Here is a 19431-nt window from a genome sequence, read left to right on the forward strand (position 1 = left end):
GGCGCGCACCGTCGACCTGCTGGAGGTGCTCGCCGCCGACTTCACCTCGCGTACGCCTGCGGGGTCGGACATGTGCTGATCGTAATCGGCACCCCGTCTACCTCGACTACGCCTGCGACAGCCACTACCCGTGGCAGACCGAGGACGTCATCACGCGCCGCCACACCTTCCGAGACGGCCGCCTGCCGGTCTCGGACGCCCCGGGACTCGGCGTCGAACTCGACCGCGACGCCCTCGCCGCCCTGCACAAGCGGTGGTTGGTGGACGACGGCACGATGCGCGACCGCGACGACGCCGCGGCGATGCGCAAGGCCGACCCGGAGTGGGCCACTCCCGCCGTCCCGCGCTGGTGATCCCGGAGAGCGCCGCCTGACCCTGGCGAGCACCCGCCGACCGCGGTCGGCGGGTGCTCCGTCACTTGGGAACCTCTTCCGCCCGAGCGGTGTAGAAAAAGTATGAAGCAACGAACGAAGCAAGACCAACTCGCTGGAAACCTGGACGGTTTCGTCTCCCCGACCGCTTTCGGCATCATCGCCGACGCGACGGGCAGCACGCGGGCCGGGTTGGTCGGCCTGTCGGTGGTGGGCGTGATCGCGGCCATCGCGGTCGCGCTGGCGCGGTACCGGAGCACGGCGGTGGCGAGCGGCCTCGTCACTCCGTCAACTCCGTGGAGCGCAAAGCGCTGTGACCACCGGCGTCAGGGGCGGACGCTGCTGACGACGTCCGCGGTGGCCGCGATGCCGTTCGACAAGGTCGGGGCGAGGCTCGAACCGGCCAGGCAGAAGCCCAGCAGCGTGCAGACCAAGGCGTGGGTGAACTTCAACGATCCACTGCGAATGAACACAAGAGTCAGGATCACGAGCAAGAGGACCACTGAAATCGAAATGGCCATGGCGAAGAACAACCTCCCGGGCCGCGCAGACGAAGCGGCGATCGCCCCGAGTGTGGCGTATCGCGCGCCCCGTCCCGGCCGTTCGGGCGTCCGCCGAACGGGTGTTGACTCCCTGTTACGCCCTGCCGCGGTCGTAGGCGGTCAGGAAGCGCTGAAGTCCTGCCAGGTCATCGGTGTTGATGTGATCGACGTCGGCCGAGAGGAGTTCCTGCCACACCGCTTCGCGGGCCTGGCCCGGCGTGTCGGGTGTCGCCCAGAAGCGGACGCGCTGCCGGTCGCGGTGCGCGGCCGAGACGATCTCACGCAGCTCGGCACGCTCCGCGGCGGGCATGGGGCCGAGTCCCTGCCAGGTGAAGACGGAGGTCCAATTGGCGCTGACGAGCGGGAGGAAGGAGACGGGGACACCCGTGCCGAGGTCTTCCAGGCGACCGTCGTAGAAGGCGTACCGCAGTCGCTGGGCTTCCATGGGGGCGCGGGCCGCTCGCTCGCCCGAGATGACGGGGGTGACCGCGCCGGTGCGGACCCGGCCGTCCGCCGCCGAGGTGAGCATCCGACGGTAGGGCCGCAACCTGCGGTCGAGTTCGAGGTAGGTCTCCTCGCCGGTGTTCTTGAGGTCGATGAGGAGTTGGAGCGGGATGCGGTGGCCCCGGTGGACCCAGCCGCCGTTGGCGCGGACGCGGGCGACCAGCGGGTCGAGGTAGAGCGCTTCGAGGGTGCGCTCGGGGGTCAGATCCTCCAGGTCGTGGCCCACGAGGAGTTGGCCACCGATGAGCCAGATGTCGGCCTCGACGCTGGTGAATCCGTGGGAGAGCGCGTCGGCGAGGGGCCGCTCGTGCTCGTAGTCGTTGTGGGCGTGGGCGCGGCGGAGCGGTGTCGTGCCGAGGGCTGCGACGGCCGCGGCGGCGGAGGAGGTTGGGGCTTCGGCCGCCGGGGGCTGCGCCGACCAGGCGCGCGGCGGGCTCGCGAAGCTCCCTGCCATGGCGCCACCGAGCGAGGTGACAAGGGTGCGGCGACTGGGTCGGGACATGGTGGGGACTCCCGTGGGGACGGCAGGTGGCGTTACGTGATGAGTATCGACACACCGCCACCCGCCCATACTGCCCGGCGCAAGAGTTGCGCGGGCTTTCGTTCCCCCTTCACCTGCCGTTTTGCGTCAACCGGCGCCCGGGATGGCCGGTTTGGGGCGTGCGGTCCGCGGCCGGGGACCCGGTCAGGCCGGGAAGCTCCGCTGCTGGCTCGCGCTGCCGCTGCCGCACGTGCGGATCTCCAGCCTGGTGCCGTCCGCGGTGCCACCGCCGCTGACGGTCATGCACGTGAACAGCGCGTGGACGGTGCCGTCCGAGGCGCAGCTTCTGGCCATGAAGCTGTCCGACAGAGTGGGCCGCGACAGTGCCCACTCGGCATGGACTATCCGCGCCGGACCCCATGGACTTCCCGGCGCGGCCACGGGCAGGCGCTCGCAATCCGCCCGTGGCCATGCCGGGAGTTCTCAACCCGCCGTGGGGGAGGGAAGGTTGACCAGTTCGGCCAGGATCTCGCGGTGGTGGCTCGGGGTGCCCAGCGCGATCTCGTCGGCCTTGGCGCGCTTCAGATAGAGGTGGGCCGGGTGCTCCCATGTCATGCCGATGCCGCCGTGCAGCTGCACGCACTCCTCCGCGGCCCGGACCGCCGCCTTCGAGCAGGCGGACTGGGCGACGGCCACCGCCACGGGCGCGTCCGCGCTGCCGCTCGCGAGCGCGTCGGCCGCGTACCGGGCCGTGGCCCGTGCCGAGACGATGTCGAGCCACAACCGGGCCAGCCGGTGTTTGAGCGCCTGGAAGGAACCGACCGGCCGGTTGAACTGCTTGCGCTCGCCCATGTGGCGGACCGTCTCGGACAAGCACCACTCGGCGACGCCGAGTTGCTCCGAGGCCAGCAGTCCGGCACCGGCCAGCAGGGCCCGCCGTACGGCCGCCTCGGCCACGCCCGGACCCGCCAGCCGCCGACCCCGGACCCCGGCGAAGGCCACGTCCGCGAGCGGTCGCGTCAGGTCCAGGGACACCAGCGGCGAGACGGTCACGCCCGCGGCGGAGGTGTCCACCGCGTAGAGCTCGACTCCCTCCGGGCCCCGGGCCGGGATCAGCAGGGTGTGGGCGCCGGCCGCGTCTGCGACCCGACGGGCCCCGCCCTCCAGCGTCCCGTCGGCAGCGACCCGGACCTCGCAGGCGAGCGCCGACCCCGGTCCTGTCGGCAGGGGCAGCGCCAGTGCCCCCACCGTCCGCCCGGACGCGAACGAAGCGAGCAGCCGGGCGACTTCGGGTGCTTCGGGTTCTTCGGATGCTTCGGGTTCGCAGCCGAGCAGCGTCTCGACCACGAGCACCGCGCTCGTCAGATACGGCGCCGGCACCGCGGCCCGGCCCAGTTCCTCCAGGACGACGGCCGCCTCGCGGGCGCTCGCCCCCTGCCCGCCCAGCTTCTCCGGCACGAGCAGCCCGGCGGTCCCCATGTCGGTGGCCAGCGCCCGCCACAGCGCCGGGTCGTAGGGGTCGCCGGTCTCGATCCGGCCCAGGATCGCGGCCGGTTCGGCGCGGGCCGCGAGCAGCGATCGTACGGCGGCGCGCAGATCCTCTTCGGCCTCCGAGTACAGCAGGTCGGGGTCGGACGCCCGCTCCCCCACTGCCGCGGCTCCCGTCACCTCGACCGTCATCGGGCCAGCTCCTTCCACGGGATGTCCTTGTCGGTGCGCGGCTCGGACGGCAGGCCCAGGACGCGTTCGGCGACGATGTTGAGGAGGACCTCGGAGGTGCCGCCCTCGATGGAGTTGCCCTTGGCACGCAGATAGCGGTAGCCCGCCTCCCGCCCGGCGAAGTCGACGTGCTCGGGGCGGCGCATCGTCCAGTCGTCGTACAGCAGGCCGTCCTCGGCGAGGAGTTCGACCTCCAGCCCGCTGATCTCCTGGTTGAGACGGGCGAAGGCCAGCTTCATCGCCGAGCCCTCGGGCCCGGGGTGGCCGGCGACCAGCTGCTGCCGCAACCGCTCCCCGGCGAGCCGGGCGGCCTCCGCCTCGGCCCACAGTTCCAGCAGCCGCTGGTGCAGGGCGTGGCGGCGCAGCTCGGGACGCTCGCGCCAGGTCTCGGCGACCAGCCCGATGAGCCCGCCCTCGCGCGGTACGCGCCCGCCGCCGATGGCGACGCGTTCGTTCATCAGCGTGGTCTGGGCGACCCGCCAGCCGTCGCCGACCTCGCCGAGCCGGTGGTTGTCGGGGATGCGGACCCCGGTCAGGAACACCTCGTTGAACTCGGCCTCACCGGTGATCTGCCGAAGCGGGCGCACCTCCACGCCCGGGGCGGTCATGTCGCACACGAAGTACGTGATCCCGCGGTGCTTGGGCACATCCGGGTCGGTGCGGGCGATGAGGATGGCCCAGCGGGCGAGATGCGCGGAGGAGGTCCACACCTTCTGCCCGTCGACCACCCAGTCCCCCCGGCTGTCGCGCACGGCTCGGGTGGCGAGGGCGGCCAGGTCCGAGCCCGCGCCGGGCTCGCTGAACAGCTGGCACCACACCTCCTCGCCCAGCCACAGCGGGCGCAGGAAGCGCCGCTTCTGCTCCTCGGTGCCGTAGCGGAGGATGGTGGGCGCGGCCATGCCGAGGCCGATGCCGATGCGGCGGGGGTCGTTGTCGGGCGCTCCCGCGGCCTCCAACTCGGCGTCCACCACGGCCTGGAGGGCCCGCGGTGCGTCGAGTCCGCCGAGCCCGGCGGGGAAGTGCACCCAGGCGAGCCCGGCGTCGAAGCGGGCCTGGAGGAAGGCCGTACGGTCGGTGGTGGCGGGGTCGTGCGCGGCGAGCAGTTCGGTGACCCGGCGGCGCAGTTCCGCGGCGTCGATGCCGGTCATCGGGCGGCTCCCTTCCGAAGGCCGGGCGTCACCACGACGCGGCCGGTCGTGGTCCCGTCGGCGACCCGCTGCACCGCGTCGGCCGCCCCGTCGAGCGGCGCCCGCTCGCTGACCAGCGGCTTGATCACGCCCTGTGCGGCGAACTCGGTCAGCTCCTCGTGGCAGGCGCGGACCGCGGCCGGGTCGTGGGTGTTGTAGAGGCCCCAGTGCAGGCCGAGGATCGCGTAGTTCTTCACCAGCGCGTGGTTGAGGGCGGGGCTGGGGATCGCTCCGCTCGCGAAGCCGACAACGAGGATCCGGCCCTCGAAGGCTACGCACTTGGCCGACTTGGTGTAGGCGTCCCCGCCCACCGGGTCGTAGACCACGTCCGCGCCACGACCGCCGGTGGCCTCCTTGACCGCCGCCACGATGTCCTCGGAGCGCCGGTCGACGACCAGGTCGCAGCCCAGCTCGCGGGCCGTGCGTGCCTTGTCCTCGCCGCCGACGACGCCGATGACGGTGGCGCCCGCGGCCTTGCCGAGCTGGACGGCGGCGCTGCCGACGCCGCCCGCCGCAGCGTGCACCAGCAGGGTCTCCCCCGCCTGGAGGCGGGCCCTGCGGTGCAGGCCGAACCAGCCGGTCTGGTAGCCGATGTGCAGGGCGGCGGCCTCGGCGTCGTCGAGCGCCTCGGGCGCGGGCCGTACGGCGGCGGCGTCGGCCACCGCGTACTCCGCGAAACCGCCGCCCGGCAGCGGAGGTTGGGCGAGGACGCGCACACCGATCCCGATGCCCGCCCCTTCCCCCGCCGCCACGACCTCGCCACAGATCTCGACGCCCGGGGTGAAGGGCAGCGGCGGGCGCACCTGGTAGTGGCCGCGGCACAGCAGCGCGTCCGGGAAGTTGACGTTCGCCGCGCGCACCCGCAGCAGCAGCTGCCCGGGCCCGGCGGCGGGATCGGGCACCTCGTCGAGGCGCATCACCTCGCGGGGTTCGCCGTTCTCGTGCACACGCCATGCCTTCATCGGGTGGCCTCCGCAACCAGGGGTAGGGTTCCGCGCTCGTCGCATACTAAGCGGTCGCTCGGCGGGCGTGGAACCCATCTCGCCCGAGCAGTGTGGAACCCATCTCGGCCGAGCGGTGTAGAGAAAGCATGAAGCAACGAACGAAGCACGGGACCTCATCGCAACCCGCCGGGTCAGCCGCGTACCGCCCAGGTGCGCGAGGCCTTCAGCAAGGCGCGCAACGCGGGGTCGCGGACGGCTGCCGTCGGGTCGAGGGCGGTGGCGGTGAGCCGGTGGGTGCGGCCGTTGCGGTCCAGGCCGAGCTGACGGACGAACACGCTCGACTCCCCGCGCAGGGCGCCGATCTCCTTGCCGTCGAGGTACCAGCGCGGCGCGATGGGCCGGGCGTCACCGGTGAGCCGGGGCACGGCGACCGTGGCGCGGTCGTCCCGGGTCAGGGTGCGCTGGGTTCCCGTCACGCCGGCGAGCGGCTTCGCGTGCCGGTAGAAGCCCGCGATCATGGCCTCGCGCCCGACGGTGCTGAACTCCCGCCCCAGCGTGCGCATGATCGAGTTCTCGCTCGGCCGGTACAGGCCCTGCGGGTAGTAGCCGCTGCCCTCGTACGCGCCGATGGTGCCGCCGTCGGGGGTCGGCTCGCCGAGCCAGCGGTACCACTTGGCCTGCCGGTCGGCGAGTTGTCCGGCCGTGTACGTCGTGGAGTTGGCGGCGCCGGGTTCGGAGCCGGTGTACCGCCCGTAGTCGGCGTAGGTGTACTCGTCGGCGAGTCTGCCGAGCGAGTGACCGGTCTCGTGCACCGCGATCTGCCCGGACAGCTCGTTGCCGCCCGCGACCGTGGCGATGCCGTCGTAGCCCAGCTCGGAGGACACGTCGTTGTAGCCCGCGCCGCCGTACTTGGCGGTGTTGGCCACGACGAGGACGAGGTCGGCCTCCGGCGCCTCGGCCGCGTAGGAGTCGACCTTGTCCGTGTCCACGCACAGCAGCCGCTCGATGTCGCCGCACCAGAAGGACGAGCCGAGGGCGGTGTCCCTGACCACGTCCCGGGATGGGTCGCCGGAGACGCCGGACTCGGCCGAAACGGCGTCCACCGCCCATACGTTGAACAGGTCCTGGTAGGTGGTGTACGGCTCGACGCCGGTGATGTCCTGCCACTTCTCCTTGGCGTCGACGCGGAACCGCGCCAGCTCCGCCTCGGTGTAGCCGTCGCCGACGACCACGATGTCGAGCCTGTCGGCGCTCGGCCCGTTCTCGACGACCGGGGTCACCTCGCCGTCGCGGGCCGACTCCGTACGGGCGGCCGCCAGGCGCGCGGGCGCGGCGGCCGGGATCTCGACGTGCCGGGGGTGGGCGGTCGGCGAGGAGAAGTACTCGACGTGACGGGTTCCGGGGCCGTCCGCCGCACTCCCCCGCACGGGCGTCGCGGCCACTCCGGAGTCCGGGGCGGCCGCGACGGTGGTGGTGCCGATCGCTGTGGCGGCGAGGAGGGCGGCCAGGGTGACTCCGGCCGCCGCGCCGACTCTGCCTATGTGCACTGCGGTGTCCTCCCGTGGGGGCTGCTGCCGATGCGCCCGGAGGCGCATGATCAGCGAGCCAACCTAGGGGCGGGGGATGCCGCGGAGCAATGGGCAGGGAGAACAGGTGAATTGACGAAACGTCAGAAAACTGAAATGCCAGGAATCCCAGGCGTCTCAGGCCTCACCACGGGTCTGCGCCAGCAGCCGGTCCAGCACCCGGGTGCCGCTCAGCCGCAGCCCGTCGTGCTCGAACTCGTCGGTGACCCAGGTGCGCAGGCCCCGGATGGTGCGGGCGGTGTCCAGGGCGTGGCCGGCGTCCACGTACATGTCGTCGTGGTAGACGGCCGCCGCGACCGGCACCTCGTTCGCGGCGAGCCGCGCCGGGTCGTACAGCGGGGTCCAGCCGGTTCGCTCGGCGAGCAGCTCCGCGGTCTCGCGCAGCGGGCGCAGCGCCGGGTCCGCGTCGAGCATCCACGGGTAGACCATCTCGCCCGTGAACAGCGGCGGTTCGCCCTTGTCGACGGCCACCTCGGCGTCGAACTGCGGGAACTCGGCGCGCACCCGCTCGGCGGCCCAGGCGGTGGCCGTGCCGCCCTGGGCGTAGATCGCCTCGTGCAGCAGCGCGTAGAGCGGCATGGGTGCGTACGAGAGCAGGGCGCGGGCGCCTTCGAGGAAGGTGTCCGAGAGCCGGGGGCCCGCGGGGGTGCGGACGAAGGCGTGCTCCAGGAGGTAGTGCAGCCGGTGCGAGCCGTCGCTCGAGCCGAGCGGGTGCCCGAGGGACTGGAAGGCCTCGACGGTGAAGCGGTGGCCGCCGGGCAGCTCGACCTCCTGCTCGCGCAGGTGGGCGACGATGTCCCGGGCGGTCTCGGCATCCTGCGGATAACGGGCGTAGTGGGCGCGGACCTTGCGCTCCACGCGCGGGTACGCGGCGCGGTAGACCTCGTCCGCCCGCGCGCCGAGCGAGGGCAGCCCGCCGGTGATCAGGGCGGTGTCCAGCGCCTCGGGGGCGGTGGAGAGGTAGTGCACCGCGCAGAAGCCGCCGAAGCTCTGGCCGAGCACGGTCCAGGGCGCGCCGCCGGTCAGCCGGGGCCTGATCCACTCGCAGTCCCGCACGATCGCGTCGGCCCGGAAGTGGGCGAGGTAGTCGGCCTGCTCGCGCGGGCCGCCGCGCAGCGGCAGAGTCTGCCGGTTGGCAGGGGTGGAGCGGCCGGTGCCACGCTGGTCGAGAAGGAGTACGCGGTACTCCTTCAGGGCCCGTTCGAGCCAGTCGGTGGCGCCCACCGGGCGGCGGGCGCCGAAGCCGGGACCGCCCTCCAGGTAGAGCAGCCAGGGCAGTTCCCTGTCCGCGTTCGCGGGCGCGACCACCTCGCGCGCGTAGAGTCGGATCCGCTCGCCGCCGGGGTCCGCGTGGTCGAGCGGGACCTCGAAGGAGTGGTCGGTCAGCACCAGGCCGGGCTGGCGGTACGTGCTCAAGTGCGCTCCTGTTCGGTTTCGTCCGCCATGGCTCAGTCGGTTCCCCCCATGGCGGTCAAGAACATCGTTAACTACAGTTACTTGCGGTATCAAGCCAGGGGGCTGCCGGTTCGGCCAGGGACCGGCAGCCTGTTCAGGGGGCAACGCTCATGGGGACCAGGAGCGCCGCGCGCGCACCGTACGACGACGGCATCGGGCGGCGCGTCCAGCGGCTGCGCACCGAACAGGGCATGACACAGCGCCAGTTGGCGGAGCCGGAGTACACCGCCGCGTACATCTCGACCCTGGAGTCGGGCAAGGTCCGCCCCTCCGAGACCGCGCTGCGCTACCTCGCGGGGCGGCTCGGCGTCAGCCCCGACGAGCTGGCCACCGGCCGTCCGACCGGCCTCGCCACCGAGCTGCGGCTGCGGCTGACCGACGCGCGCCAGCTGCTCGGGGCGGGCGAGGCCGCGCGGGCGGCGGAGCAGCTGCGCGAGCTGCTGCCCACCGCCGAGGAGAACGGGCTCGACGAGGAGCGGGCGGACACGCTGGTCGCGCTCGGCGACTGCGCCCTGGACCTCGGCGAGCTGACCGAGGCCCGGGACAGCTTCACGGCGGCCGAGCGGCTGCTGGCGCAGGCGCCGCCGCCGCGCCGCGCCGCGGCCGTACGGGGCCGGGCCGTGTCCTACCTGCTCGCCGGTGAACTGCGCTACGCCTGCTACCTGTTGGAGTCGGCGATCGACGAGCTGAGCCGGGGCGGGCTCGACGACCCGGACGCCCTGGTGCTGCTGCACAGCGCGGCCATCGCCCCGTACATGGACATGGGCGCCTACGCGCGCGCCGCGCAGAGCGCCGAGCTGGCGCTCTCCCTCGCGCCGAGCGTGCGCGACCCGGAGCTGGTGGCCCGGATGCACCGGGGGGTGGCCCGCGCCATGATCGCCGAGGGGCGGTCGGCGGAGGCGGACGCCTCGCTGTCGAAGGCCCAGGAGCTGTACCGGCAACTGCACATCCGCACCGAGCTGGCGCACTGCCACTGGATGCGGGGGTACGCCCGCGCGCAGGACGGCGACCTGGCCTCGGCGGAGACGGAGCTGCGCACCGCGCGGGACATGCTGGCCGCGCAGCGCGCACAGCTGTTCACCGCGCAGGTTGATGTGGAACTGGCCGACGTACTGCGGCGGTTGGAGCGGCGCGAGGAGGCGGCGTGCCTGCTGGCCGGCACGCTGGACGCGCTCGGCGCGGGTCTCGGGCCGGAGCGCGGGGCGGTCCACGCGGCGGGGGCGCACCGGCTGCTGGGGATCATCGCCCAGGAGGACGGCGCGACGGAGGACGCCGAGCGCCACTACTGCCAGGCGCTGTCCCTCCTCGAACATTCCGGCGCGGCGGGGGACTTGGCGGACATCTGCCGCCTGCTGGGGGATCTGCTGCGCCGCGAGGGCCGCATCGACGCGGCCCTGGACGCCTACCGCACCGGCCTGGGCCACCGCTCGGCCCCCGGCACCACGACCCTGGGCCCGGCCCCGGCCCAGCCGGTGTTCTGACGGGCGTTGTACAGCGGACGGGTTCCGCGTTACGGCCGGTTCGTCACCGCCGGGTTCCGCGGTTCGGCGTCTCGCCGTCGCGGTGGCAGGAAGCCTCGGTGGCAGGGAAGCTCGGTGGTGGGGAAGCTCGGTGGTGGGAATTCGCCACCGCAGCGGCCAGCGGCCACCGTGGTGGAGACCGGCGGGTGCCGAACCAACGGCGACCCCGCTCCGCCTCAGATGAGGTGCTTGGACCTCAGGTACGACCGCGCCACCTGCGCGGGAAGGCGGCGCCAGCTGTCGACCTGTTCGTTGAGGTCGGCCAGGTCTTTGGTGGTCAGGACGGCGTTCAGTTTGTTCAGAGCCTTCGCCACCGGTGCCGCACCCGCGCGGCGGCGGTTGACCACCGGGACGATGGAGTCCGCGTTCTGCAGGTGCTTGTCGTCGGCGAGGAGGACCAAGCCGAAGTCGGGGAGCGTCCCGTCCGTGGTGGTGGTCAGCACCATCTGGTCCTGGCCCGCCTTCACCGCCTGCTTGGCCTGGGTGGTCCCCACCCCCTTGGGGTCCACGGCGGTGATGTCGATCCCGTACGTCTTCCTCAGCCCCGGTTCGCAGTACGGCCGCTCCACGCACTCGTCCCCCGCCGCGAGCCGCACCGGAAGCCCCGACTCTCCCAGGTCGGACAGTGTCCTGAGGCGGTGCTCGGCGGCGTACTTGCGGGTCACCGCGAACGCGTTCTGATCCACGGCCTTCCCTGCCGGGAGGACGGTCAGGCCGCGCGGGGCCGCGAGCCCGCGCAGGGCCGCGACGGTGGCGTCGCGGTCGGGCGAGGCGACGGGCGGCGCGTCGGCCCCGTGCTCCTTGGCGTTGAGCCAGTCGGCGAAGGTGGCCGCGTACTCCGGTACGACATCGACCTGCCCGCGCTCCAGCGCCGGTTCGTACAGCTCGCGGTTGCCGACGGTCAGGATCTCGGTGCTGTAGCCCGCGCGGTTCAGCAGCAGCGCGTACATCTGCGCCAGCAGCTCGCTCTCGGTGAACCCCGCCGAGCCGATGGCCAGGTGACGGCTGTCGCCGGGCGAGCCGGTGACCTCACCCTGCTTCTCCAGTGCAGGCCCGGTGGCACAGCCGGCGAGCACGGCCAGCGCGGGGAGCGGGAGGAGGACCCGTCTCATCCCGTCCTGCCCCGGCGCTCTCATCCCATCCTGCCCCGGAGCCACGCGGGCGACAGCCGCCGCGCGCCCACGAACACCCCCTCCACCAGCAGCGCGAACACCGCCACCAGCACCGCGCCCGCGACGACCTGCGGCGTGCTGGCGAGGTTGAACCCGGCCGTGATGATCCGCCCGAGCCCGCCGCCCCCGGCGAGCGCGGCGATCGTCGCGGTGGCAACCAACTGCACGGCGGCGATCCGCACCCCGGTCATCACCAGCGGCAGCGCGAGCGGCAGTTCGACGCCGAGCAGCAGCTGCCGCCCGGTCATCCCCATGCCTTGCGCGGCCTGTACGACGTCGGGGTCGACGCCGCGCATGCCGACGTACGCGTTGGTGAGCAGCGGCGGGATCGCGAACAGCACCAGGGCGATGACCACCGACCAGTCCCCGTAACCGCCGATGGGTGTGAGCAGGAGCAGCACGAGGACGGCGAAGGTGGGGACGGCGCGGCCGACGTTCGACAGGTTGACCGCCAGGGCGCCGCCCTTCCCCAGGTGGCCGAGGACGAGCGCGACGGGCAGGGCGATCAGGCAGCTGAGGCCGAGGCAGACGGCGGTGAGGTGGAGGTGCTCGGCCAGCCGGTGCCAGACACCGTTCTCACCCGTCCAGTTGGCGCCGTTGGTGAGCCAGTCCCAGGACTCGACCACGGCGTTCACCGGGCCGCCCTCCGGGCCCGCTCCCAGGGGGTGAGCAGCCGCTGCACCCCGAGCAGGAGCAGGTCGGCGGCGATCGCGATGAGGACGCACAGGACGGAGGCGGTGAGCACCTGGGCCTTGAAGAACGAGTTCATGCCGGAGTAGATGAGGTTGCCCAGGCCCCCGTATCCGACGATCGCGCCGACCGTCGCGAGGGAGACGGCGGACACGGTCGCGATCCGCAGCCCCGCCATGACGGCGGGCAGTGCGAGCGGCAGCTCGACGGCGAGCAGCAGCCGCAGCGGCCCGTATCCCATGCCGCGCGCCGCCTCGCGGGCGTCGGCGGGCACGCCCTGGAGTCCGGCGAGGATGTTGCGGACCAGCAGCGTGAGCGAGTACAGCACGAGCCCGGCGATGACGACGGAGGCCGAGAGCCCGTAGACGGGCAGGAGCAGCGAGAACATCGCCAGCGAGGGGATCGTGTAGAGGATGGTCGTCACCCCGAGCACGGGACCGGCGGCCCACCGCTTGCGCCGGGCGAGGAGCGCGAGCGGCACGGCGAGCACGAGCCCGAGGAGCACGGACAGGCCGGTCAGCTGGAGGTGCTCGAGGGTGGCGTCGGTGAGCAGCTGGTGGCGGGTGGTCAGATACTCGCCGCAGACCCAGTCGTTGCGCGCGAGGCAGTCGTCCGGCGGGACGGGCTCGTACGGGGAGGTGAGCTCGTACGGGGACATGGACTCGTACGGGGACGTGGGCGCGGTCACCTCCCCATTGCAGCCGCGGGCGGGGGCGCACGCGCGTCCTGTTCACCTGATCGGTGGCCCGCGCGCGAGCCGTCCTGATGCGCCGCTGCCGGCGCGGCCCAATCCTGGGGCGGGAGGCCCGAGGGCGGAGAGACGAGCTGGCGGAGGTGGGCAGCCGTGGTCGAGCGACCGGATCACGAGGGCGTCCAGCCGCATCCCGAGGACGGCCGACCGGGCTCCGGGACCGACATCCGGATCTCGGACACGGGCCGGGTAGAGGCGTTCAGCGACGGGGTGTTCGCCATCGTCATCACCCTCCTCGTGCTGGAACTGACCAGTCCCGAACACGAGCCCGGCGGCCTGCTGGCGGGCCTGCTGCACCAGTGGCCGTCGTACGTGGCCTTCCTACTCTCCTTCCTCTACATCGGCGTCCTCTGGCTCAACCACCACGCTCTGTTCCGGCGGATCGGCCGCATGGACGCGCCGCTGCGGTGGATCAATCTGGCGATCCTGCTGGGCGTGGTGATCATCCCGTTCCCCACCGCCGTTCTGGCCGACACGTTCGCGGAGGGGCACAGCGTCCGGGACGAGCGGGTAGCTGTGACGCTGTACGCGCTGGCGGCGGCGGTGATGTCGGCACCGTGGTGGGTGGTCTTCACCTATCTGCGCGATCACCCGTACCTGCTCGAACCGGGCACTTCGCCCGCGTACTTCCACGCCCAGCGCGTACGCCCCTTGACGGGGCTGGTGCTGTACGGGATCTGCGGCCTCACGGGCTGGTTCATCAGTCCGGTGGTAGGCCTTGCCTGCATCGCGATCATGATCATCTATCACGCGGTCACCAGCGAGGGCCTGCGCGAGGGCCCACTCAGCCGGCTCTCCGGCGGGCGGAGGGCCTAGCCTTTCGGTGGGCGGAGGACATCGGAGCCCGCTGGATGGGCCCGGGTCTCAGCCGCTGGATGAGCCCCGGCCTCAGCCGTCCCCGTGCCCGCTCCACTCCTCGCCCGGGCGGGCTCACCAGCGCGAGGCCTCGGCCACGACCCGGCGGGCCGCCTCGATCGGGTCGCCTTCGGCGGCGGCGCCGCCGGCAGGCGGATTGGCCGCCCACGCCGCGGACATCGCGTACCAGTCGGAGTCCGGGGCGGCCTCGCCGGTGCGCAGCGCCTCGGTCAGGGCGTCGAGGTACGTCTGCCAGCGCGGCAGGTACAGGGTCTTCAGGAGGCCGGACCAGTCGCGGTTGGCGTAGTTCTCCACCCAGTCCGGGGAGGGGCGGTCGCCCCAGACCGTGACCAGCCGGGCCGCGTCCGCACGCAGGGCCGCCCGCTCGTCCGCGGTGGTGCCCCAGCGTTCCGCCTGCCGTAGCCACGGCTCCAGGCGGAAGGCCTCGTGCGTCGCCAGGACCGAGTCGGTGAGCCGGAGCGTGTCCAGGAAGGCGGCGGCCAGGGTCGCGAAGGTGTCGGATTCCTCGGCGGTGAACGCCCGCTCCAGCTGCGGCAGCAGGACGCGGGCGCGGTTGACCAGGACCTGCCGGGCGGTGTCGACCAGGTCGTAGCGGAATGTCTCGACGCCCCCGAGGCGGGGTGCCGCGGCGCACAACTCCTCCAGCGCGCGCCGCACTTCGGCCGGATCGTAGGTCAGGCTCTTCGGTGCGAACGGAGAGGCCTGCGTGGCGGTCAGGCTCGGGTTGGCGTTGAAGAGCGAGTCCGCGCCCGAGGGCCAGTCCTCCCAACTGCCGTACGCCGAGGCCAGCAGCAGCCGCCAGGCGCGCAGGGCGTGCGGCTCGGCCTCGCCGTAGCGGGCGGTGACGTAACCGGCGATCCAGTCGTCGGCGTCGACCGGCTCGCTCTCCCACACCAGGTCGGAGAGCGCGGTCTGGATCAGTGACTGGTTCTGCACTCCTTCCAGCATCAGCGCAAGGCCGGTGAGGTTGCCGGCGGCGGGGTCCTGGCGTGCGGCCGGAACGCGCCGCAGCAGGTCGCCGACGTCCCCGAACAGGCCGTTGCGGTCGCCGACGTTGGCCAGGGTGCCCAGTGCCCAGTCGGCTCCGGAGAATGCCTCGCCCTCCTTCCACTTCTCCTTGTGCTCGGTTCCCAGGTCGAGTACGAGGAGGTGGGAGCGGTCCGCGGCGGCCAGGGTCTCCGGGCGGGGGTTCTCGCCCCAGGCCTGGATCACCCAGCGGTGGTCGTCGCCGAACGCCGCGCGCAGCGCGTCCCGCACACCCGCCGAGGCGGCCGCGATGTCGGTGTCGCCGGGTGCGCCGCCCTCGTGCAGCAGGTCGACCGCCTGGCAGGGCTCGGTGCCGAACAGCTCCCGCTGCGCCCGGTAGTAGGCGGCGGCCACGCTCCCGTACAGCTCGGTGTCGGTGGCCAGCCAGCCCGGCCGGTCGAACGGCCCCCACATGCCCTGCGGGACCACGTGGGCGGACGGGTTGCGCTCGGCGAAGCAGTCCGGAACCAGGCCCGCGTAGCCGGGGAGCACCGGGGTGATGCCGAGTTCCCGCATGCGGGAGAGGATCCTGCGGCCCAGCTCCACCCGCCGGTCGAGCTGGTGCCGGGTGGGGGCGGGGCCGACGCCGCTGATGTTGCCCATCCACTGCCACGGTTGCAGGGAGAGCGAGCTGAGCCAGCGGCGGAGCTCCTCGCGCTCGTAGCCGAACCGGACGAAGGTGTCGAGCCACACCTGTTCGAGGCCGGTGGTCACCAGCGCCATGGTGACGCCGGAGGCCGCGATCAGGTCGAGTTCGCGCTCCCACTCGGGCCAGGTCCAGTACGGCGAGGTGTAGCCGTTGACGGTGAAGTTGTACGCGTAGCGGTCCTGGTAGGGCGATGTCCGGGTGGTCGGGGCAGCGGGCCGCGGTGCCTGGTCGGGGATGTGGTCGCCGGTGCGGGAGACGTGCCCGTGGGCGCAGTGCTGCAGGTACCAGTTGAAGCCGCTGACCAGCGCCACCTGGCTGGAGCCCGCGATGAGAACGCGGTCGCGCTCGGTGGAGAGGGTGAACGTGTCGGCACCGTCCGCCGCTTCGGCCAGCCGCAGCGCCACCGCCCCGGCGAACCGGCCGGCCAGCCGGTCGACCGCCCCGCGGGCCGGCCCGGTCCCCGGGCCGTCTTCGAGCGTGGTAAGGGGCGTCGAGTCGTCGTGCCGGTCCATGGGGGGATCTCCCGGGTGTTCGAAACGGTACGGGGTGTTGGCCGGAGGCGGCTTCCCGGCGTGCGGTCAGGCCGAGCGGCTCAGGGCCGACGGATGGACCTCGTGGACGAGCGGCAGGCCGCGGGCGTAGCGCTCGACTTCGTCGATCGCATACTCGGCCAGCCTGCCCAGCTCACGGCCGAGGGACCCAGCGACGTGCGGAGTGAGCAGGACGTTGGGCAGGTCGTACAGCGGTGAGTCGGCCGGGAGCACCTCCGGCTCCGTGACGTCCAGTACGGCGTGGATGCGGCCGCTGACCAGTTCCGCGGTCAGCGCCTCGGTGTCGACCAGGCTGCCGCGCGCCGTGTTGATCAGGGTGGCTCCGTCGGCGAGCAGCGCAAGTCTTTCACGGTTGAACATGTGCCGGGTCTCGGGGAGTTCGGGGGCGTGGATCGAGACCACGTCGCTGCGGCGCACGAGGTCGTCCAGGTCCACCGACCGCCCTTCGGGCAGGTACGGGTCGTGGACCAGCAGTTCCAGGTCGAAGGGTGCGAGCAGCTCGATCACCCGGGAGCCGATCCGGGAGGCGCCGACGATGCCCACGGTGCGGCGGTAGTTGCCGAGGTCCGGGAAGAGTCGCAGCGGGTTGAGCTGGCAACGGGCCTGCCGGTAGGCCAGGGAGGTCCCCAGCACCCGCTTGTTGGCGTTCAGGATCGCGGCGACCGTGTACTCGGCGACCGGCAGGGCGTTGGCCGCGGCGGCGGTGGTCACCCGGATTCCCCGATTCCAGACGGCCTCGGTGACATGTCCCTTGACCGAGCCGGCCGCGTGGATGACGGCCCGCAGCCCGGGCATGCGGTTCAGCGCTTCCTCGGTGAGGGGCGGGCAGCCCCAGCAGGTGAAGAGGACTTCGGCGGCGGCGAGTTGCTCCGCGTACGCCGGGTCGCCGAAGTCGGTGACCAGGACGCCGGTGTCCACGGTCGCCACGGAGGTCAGGCGCTTCAGGGCGTCGTCGCCGAGCACGGTCCCACGGGCGTCGGGCCCCATGGCGAGGACGGTGCGGGGGCGGTGGGTCACTTGACGGCTCCGGCGGTCATGCCGGTCTGCTCCTCAGATGCAGGCCGACTGTGCGGCGAGATGGCCACATCATTCGACCCGATCCGAGAGGAGTCAATAGAGAAGACGGTTTTCCGAAAGCAAAACGAAGAAGTCGTTATGAAGTGCTCGATGAACGCACCCTCAGCTCGGGGAGGATGGCCACACGGCGGCGCGGCCGGCCGGGCTCGGCGAGCCGGAGCGCCAGCAACTCCACCGCGGCCGCGCCCACTTCGTGCTTTGACGGAGCGACGGCGCTCAGCGGGATGTCCGCGAGCGCGGCCACCTCGTCGTCGTACGACACGAGCGCCACGTCCCCGGGCACGGACAGCGAGCGGGCGCGCAGCCTGCGCAGCAGCACGAGCGCCTCGTTGTCCGGGTGCACGATGGCGGCGTCGATCCGCCCGTCCTCCACGGCGTCGAGGAACTCCTCCATCCGCCGGCCGTGGTCCGGATCGGCGGGCGACTCGCCGGGGAGGTCGATGACGGTGGCGGCATCGGGGCCGTCGAGCCCGGCCGCGCGCAGGCCTCCGGAGTAACCCTCCCTGATCCAGGGGGAGGTGGGGGTACTGGACCGGATCAGCAGCGCGACCCGCCGGCGGCCCATGCCCAGCAGGTGCTGCACGGCGAGGCGGGCGCCGTACGCGTGGTCCGTGCCCACGTGCTCGGCGCCGGCGACATCGTGTTCGGGGCGGCGCTCGATGAGGACGACGGGGACATCCAGCTCCTCGTACCACGCCCGGCCCGCTGCGCCGGCGGTCTCCGAGGGGACCAGCAGCAGCCCTTCGGCCCCGTCCTCGATCATCTGCCGGGCCTGGGCCTGCTCGACCTCCCCGTGGTATTCGGAGACGCCGAGCGTGAGCCGGACCCCCCGGGCGGCCGCGGCCTCGCGGGCCCCCTTGATCACCTCGGGGTAGTAGTAGCTCGCGGAGGGCACGATCAGGCCCATGGCCCGGGGCCGCCCGCCCTGCGCGGGAACGGCCGACGCGGCGGGCGCGGTCTCCGCCCAGTCCTCGGGCAGCATCGCGCCGCCGTGCACCCGGGCGACCAGCCCGCGCTCGGCCAGGACCTCCACGTCCTTGCGCATCGTCACCGGGGAGACCCCCAGCTCGGCGGCGAAGTCCGTGACCCGAATCGATCCTCCCTCGCGGACGCGCCGCAGGATCGCCTGCTGCCTCTCCTCCGCATGCACGATGCGGCTCCTCTCAGCTGACACCCGGGCCGGAACCACCTTAGCGGTCTCACCTTCGATTTCGAAAGTTTCCTTTCGAACGACGGGATACAAAGGTGTTTCGGCAAGCCGAGAGGATCCCCGCGCTGCGAGGCACGCAACATCAGGGCGGCGGCTCCGCGTACCAGCGCCTGATTTCGTTCGAGCCTGGTCATGCCCGCCGCCTCCATTCCGGCGCGGCGGGCATGAGCCGTGAGCGGCCGGGTGTTCAGCCGGCGGTTCAGCCGGAGATGAAGGCCCGTACGCGCTGGGAGACGGCCTCGTCGCTCAGCAGGTCGTTGTGCGCAAGGCAGGCCGTCTGGGTGTTGGTGGCTCCGTCGAGCTCCACGCTGGTGTGCGGGTTGATCATCTCGTCGCAGTCGGACCAGAAGGTCGCGTACGCGATGTCGCCCGGCGTCTCATCGCCCTCGGCCAGGTTTTTCTGAACATACGAGCCGGGGGTCATGTCGCGGCAGGCCTGGTCCCAAAAGGCGCAGGCCCACGCCCAGTTCGTGCCGTGGTTGGGGCCGGCGAGCGAGACCAGGTGGTCGACGGTGTCCTTGCCCGCGCCGAACTTCGCGTACCAGCGGATGGACAGGCTCCCGAACGAGTGCCCCACGAGGTCGACCTGCTCCGCCCCGGTCTCCGCCAGCACGTCCTCGACGTAGCTCTCCAACTCGCCCGCGATCTTCTCGTTCACCGACTGGCTCGTGTCGTACCGGAACGAGAACAGCTCGGCGTCGGTGTACCCGTCGGCCTCGAAGTCCTCTCGCAGCGCGCCCCACACACCCGGGTCCGCGTTGTAGCCGTGCACGAAGACGACGGGGGTGTGGGCGACCGCGGCCGGCGCGGGCCGGGCCACGGCGGCGGCGGTCGAGACGGCGGACAGAGCAAGCGCGGTGACGGCGCTGAGGAGGGCTGCGACAAGCCCGACAGATCTGCTGCGCACGGGGGTTCCCTTCGCTTGGCGACGACAACTGCGGGAATCCTGCGGCCTCCGGGACGACATCACCAGACCCGTGGCCGACCCGATCGCCAACGCTCGCCCCGCGTTCACCGCCCAGCCCTCACCCGTCCGCCCCAACCCGGGCATCCTCCGCAACCCCGCGCGGCAGGTAGGCCTCGCGGTTGAGCGGGGCATGCTCACCCCGCTCCGTACACG

Annotated in this window: 17 protein-coding genes and 1 pseudogene; 3 read left to right on the plus strand and 15 right to left on the minus strand. The window is 72.5% G+C overall.

Annotated elements, in window-relative coordinates; all coding sequences use genetic code 11:
- Positions 1-353: pseudogene (locus AOK16_RS25570) on the plus strand (enolase C-terminal domain-like protein); the annotation flags it as partial.
- 344 nt (positions 354-697) lie between these two features.
- On the opposite strand, the gene AOK16_RS13695 reads toward AOK16_RS25570, so the two are convergent.
- The 8 genes from AOK16_RS13695 to AOK16_RS13725 form a co-directional block, all read right to left on the minus strand.
- Positions 698-892 (minus strand): hypothetical protein, encoded by a 195-nt coding sequence (locus AOK16_RS13695; protein WP_055472561.1) that lies wholly within the window; start codon positions 890-892, stop codon positions 698-700.
- Between the two features lie 115 nt (positions 893-1007).
- Positions 1008-1919, minus strand: a complete 912-nt coding sequence (locus AOK16_RS13700) for a phosphatidylinositol-specific phospholipase C/glycerophosphodiester phosphodiesterase family protein (RefSeq protein WP_055472548.1) — start codon at positions 1917-1919, stop codon at positions 1008-1010.
- A 183-nt stretch (positions 1920-2102) separates the two neighbouring features.
- Complete coding sequence (locus AOK16_RS27180; RefSeq protein WP_157859207.1) at positions 2103-2252, minus strand: RICIN domain-containing protein; 150 nt, start codon at positions 2250-2252, stop codon at positions 2103-2105.
- 129 nt (positions 2253-2381) lie between these two features.
- Positions 2382-3578: an acyl-CoA dehydrogenase family protein gene (locus AOK16_RS13705; protein WP_055472549.1), complete on the minus strand. Its 1197-nt coding sequence runs from the start codon at positions 3576-3578 to the stop codon at positions 2382-2384.
- The gene (locus AOK16_RS13710; protein WP_055472550.1) at positions 3575-4765 is read right to left on the minus strand and encodes an acyl-CoA dehydrogenase family protein; all 1191 of its coding nucleotides are present in this window, start codon (positions 4763-4765) and stop codon (positions 3575-3577) included. Before AOK16_RS13710 ends, AOK16_RS13705 begins: the two co-directional genes overlap by 4 nt.
- Complete coding sequence (locus tag AOK16_RS13715; RefSeq protein ID WP_055472551.1) at positions 4762-5766, minus strand: NADPH:quinone oxidoreductase family protein; 1005 nt, start codon at positions 5764-5766, stop codon at positions 4762-4764. The genes AOK16_RS13710 and AOK16_RS13715 overlap by 4 nt, the downstream gene beginning before the upstream one ends.
- A 173-nt stretch (positions 5767-5939) precedes the next feature.
- Positions 5940-7295, minus strand: coding sequence for a M64 family metallopeptidase (locus AOK16_RS13720; protein WP_055472552.1), 1356 nt, complete (start codon positions 7293-7295; stop codon positions 5940-5942).
- A 156-nt stretch (positions 7296-7451) separates the two neighbouring features.
- Positions 7452-8750: an alpha/beta fold hydrolase gene (locus tag AOK16_RS13725; protein ID WP_055472553.1), complete on the minus strand. Its 1299-nt coding sequence runs from the start codon at positions 8748-8750 to the stop codon at positions 7452-7454.
- 149 nt (positions 8751-8899) lie between these two features.
- Between AOK16_RS13725 and AOK16_RS13730 the strand changes: the two genes are divergently transcribed.
- Complete coding sequence (locus AOK16_RS13730) at positions 8900-10270, plus strand: helix-turn-helix domain-containing protein (protein ID WP_055472554.1); 1371 nt, start codon at positions 8900-8902, stop codon at positions 10268-10270.
- 215 nt (positions 10271-10485) lie between these two features.
- Here the strand turns inward: AOK16_RS13730 and AOK16_RS13735 are convergent, their stop codons facing one another.
- From AOK16_RS13735 to AOK16_RS13745, 3 genes are read right to left on the minus strand one after another with little or no spacing between them, the layout of a single operon-like run.
- Positions 10486-11421 (minus strand): ABC transporter substrate-binding protein, encoded by a 936-nt coding sequence (locus AOK16_RS13735; protein WP_240483554.1) that lies wholly within the window; start codon positions 11419-11421, stop codon positions 10486-10488.
- Positions 11422-11441: 20 nt separating this feature from the next.
- Positions 11442-12116 (minus strand): ABC transporter permease, encoded by a 675-nt coding sequence (locus AOK16_RS13740; RefSeq protein ID WP_055472556.1) that lies wholly within the window; start codon positions 12114-12116, stop codon positions 11442-11444.
- Positions 12113-12829, minus strand: coding sequence for an ABC transporter permease (locus AOK16_RS13745; RefSeq protein ID WP_055472562.1), 717 nt, complete (start codon positions 12827-12829; stop codon positions 12113-12115). The genes AOK16_RS13740 and AOK16_RS13745 overlap by 4 nt, the downstream gene beginning before the upstream one ends.
- A 186-nt stretch (positions 12830-13015) precedes the next feature.
- Between AOK16_RS13745 and AOK16_RS13750 the strand changes: the two genes are divergently transcribed.
- Positions 13016-13738, plus strand: a complete 723-nt coding sequence (locus AOK16_RS13750; protein WP_055472557.1) for a TMEM175 family protein — start codon at positions 13016-13018, stop codon at positions 13736-13738.
- Between the two features lie 114 nt (positions 13739-13852).
- On the opposite strand, the gene AOK16_RS13755 is transcribed toward AOK16_RS13750, so the two are convergent.
- The 4 genes from AOK16_RS13755 to AOK16_RS13770 form a co-directional block, all read right to left on the minus strand.
- Positions 13853-15985, minus strand: coding sequence for an alpha-N-acetylglucosaminidase (locus AOK16_RS13755; protein ID WP_055472558.1), 2133 nt, complete (start codon positions 15983-15985; stop codon positions 13853-13855).
- Between the two features lie 66 nt (positions 15986-16051).
- The gene (locus AOK16_RS13760; RefSeq protein ID WP_055472563.1) at positions 16052-17011 is read right to left on the minus strand and encodes a hydroxyacid dehydrogenase; all 960 of its coding nucleotides are present in this window, start codon (positions 17009-17011) and stop codon (positions 16052-16054) included.
- 166 nt (positions 17012-17177) lie between these two features.
- Positions 17178-18251 carry a substrate-binding domain-containing protein gene (locus tag AOK16_RS13765; RefSeq protein ID WP_055472559.1) on the minus strand — a complete coding sequence of 358 codons (1074 nt, stop codon included), beginning with the start codon at positions 18249-18251 and terminating at the stop codon, positions 17178-17180.
- Positions 18252-18510: 259 nt separating this feature from the next.
- On the minus strand, positions 18511-19158 hold the full coding sequence (locus AOK16_RS13770) for an esterase/lipase family protein (RefSeq protein WP_420865382.1): 648 nt from the start codon (positions 19156-19158) through the stop codon (positions 18511-18513).
- Positions 19159-19431: the final 273 nt, after the last annotated feature.

It is taken from the genome of Streptomyces pathocidini (assembly GCF_001418495.1).
In the GTDB taxonomy this organism is placed as follows: Bacteria; Actinomycetota; Actinomycetes; order Streptomycetales; family Streptomycetaceae; genus Streptomyces; species Streptomyces pathocidini.

Bases quoted from the DNA above. Each gene is read 5' to 3' on its own strand.
- AOK16_RS13695 (WP_055472561.1), bottom strand. From the start codon at position 892: ATGGCCATTTCGATTTCAGTGGTCCTCTTGCTCGTGATCCTGACTCTT.
- AOK16_RS13700 (WP_055472548.1), bottom strand. From the start codon at position 1,919: ATGTCCCGACCCAGTCGCCGCACCCTTGTCACCTCGCTCGGTGGCGCC.
- AOK16_RS27180 (WP_157859207.1), bottom strand. From the start codon at position 2,252: ATGGCCAGAAGCTGCGCCTCGGACGGCACCGTCCACGCGCTGTTCACG.
- AOK16_RS13705 (WP_055472549.1), bottom strand. From the start codon at position 3,578: ATGACGGTCGAGGTGACGGGAGCCGCGGCAGTGGGGGAGCGGGCGTCC.
- AOK16_RS13710 (WP_055472550.1), bottom strand. From the start codon at position 4,765: ATGACCGGCATCGACGCCGCGGAACTGCGCCGCCGGGTCACCGAACTG.
- AOK16_RS13715 (WP_055472551.1), bottom strand. From the start codon at position 5,766: ATGAAGGCATGGCGTGTGCACGAGAACGGCGAACCCCGCGAGGTGATG.
- AOK16_RS13730 (WP_055472554.1), top strand. From the start codon at position 8,900: ATGGGGACCAGGAGCGCCGCGCGCGCACCGTACGACGACGGCATCGGG.
- AOK16_RS13735 (WP_240483554.1), bottom strand. From the start codon at position 11,421: ATGAGACGGGTCCTCCTCCCGCTCCCCGCGCTGGCCGTGCTCGCCGGC.
- AOK16_RS13745 (WP_055472562.1), bottom strand. From the start codon at position 12,829: ATGTCCCCGTACGAGCTCACCTCCCCGTACGAGCCCGTCCCGCCGGAC.
- AOK16_RS13755 (WP_055472558.1), bottom strand. From the start codon at position 15,985: ATGGACCGGCACGACGACTCGACGCCCCTTACCACGCTCGAAGACGGC.
- AOK16_RS13760 (WP_055472563.1), bottom strand. From the start codon at position 17,011: ATGGGGCCCGACGCCCGTGGGACCGTGCTCGGCGACGACGCCCTGAAG.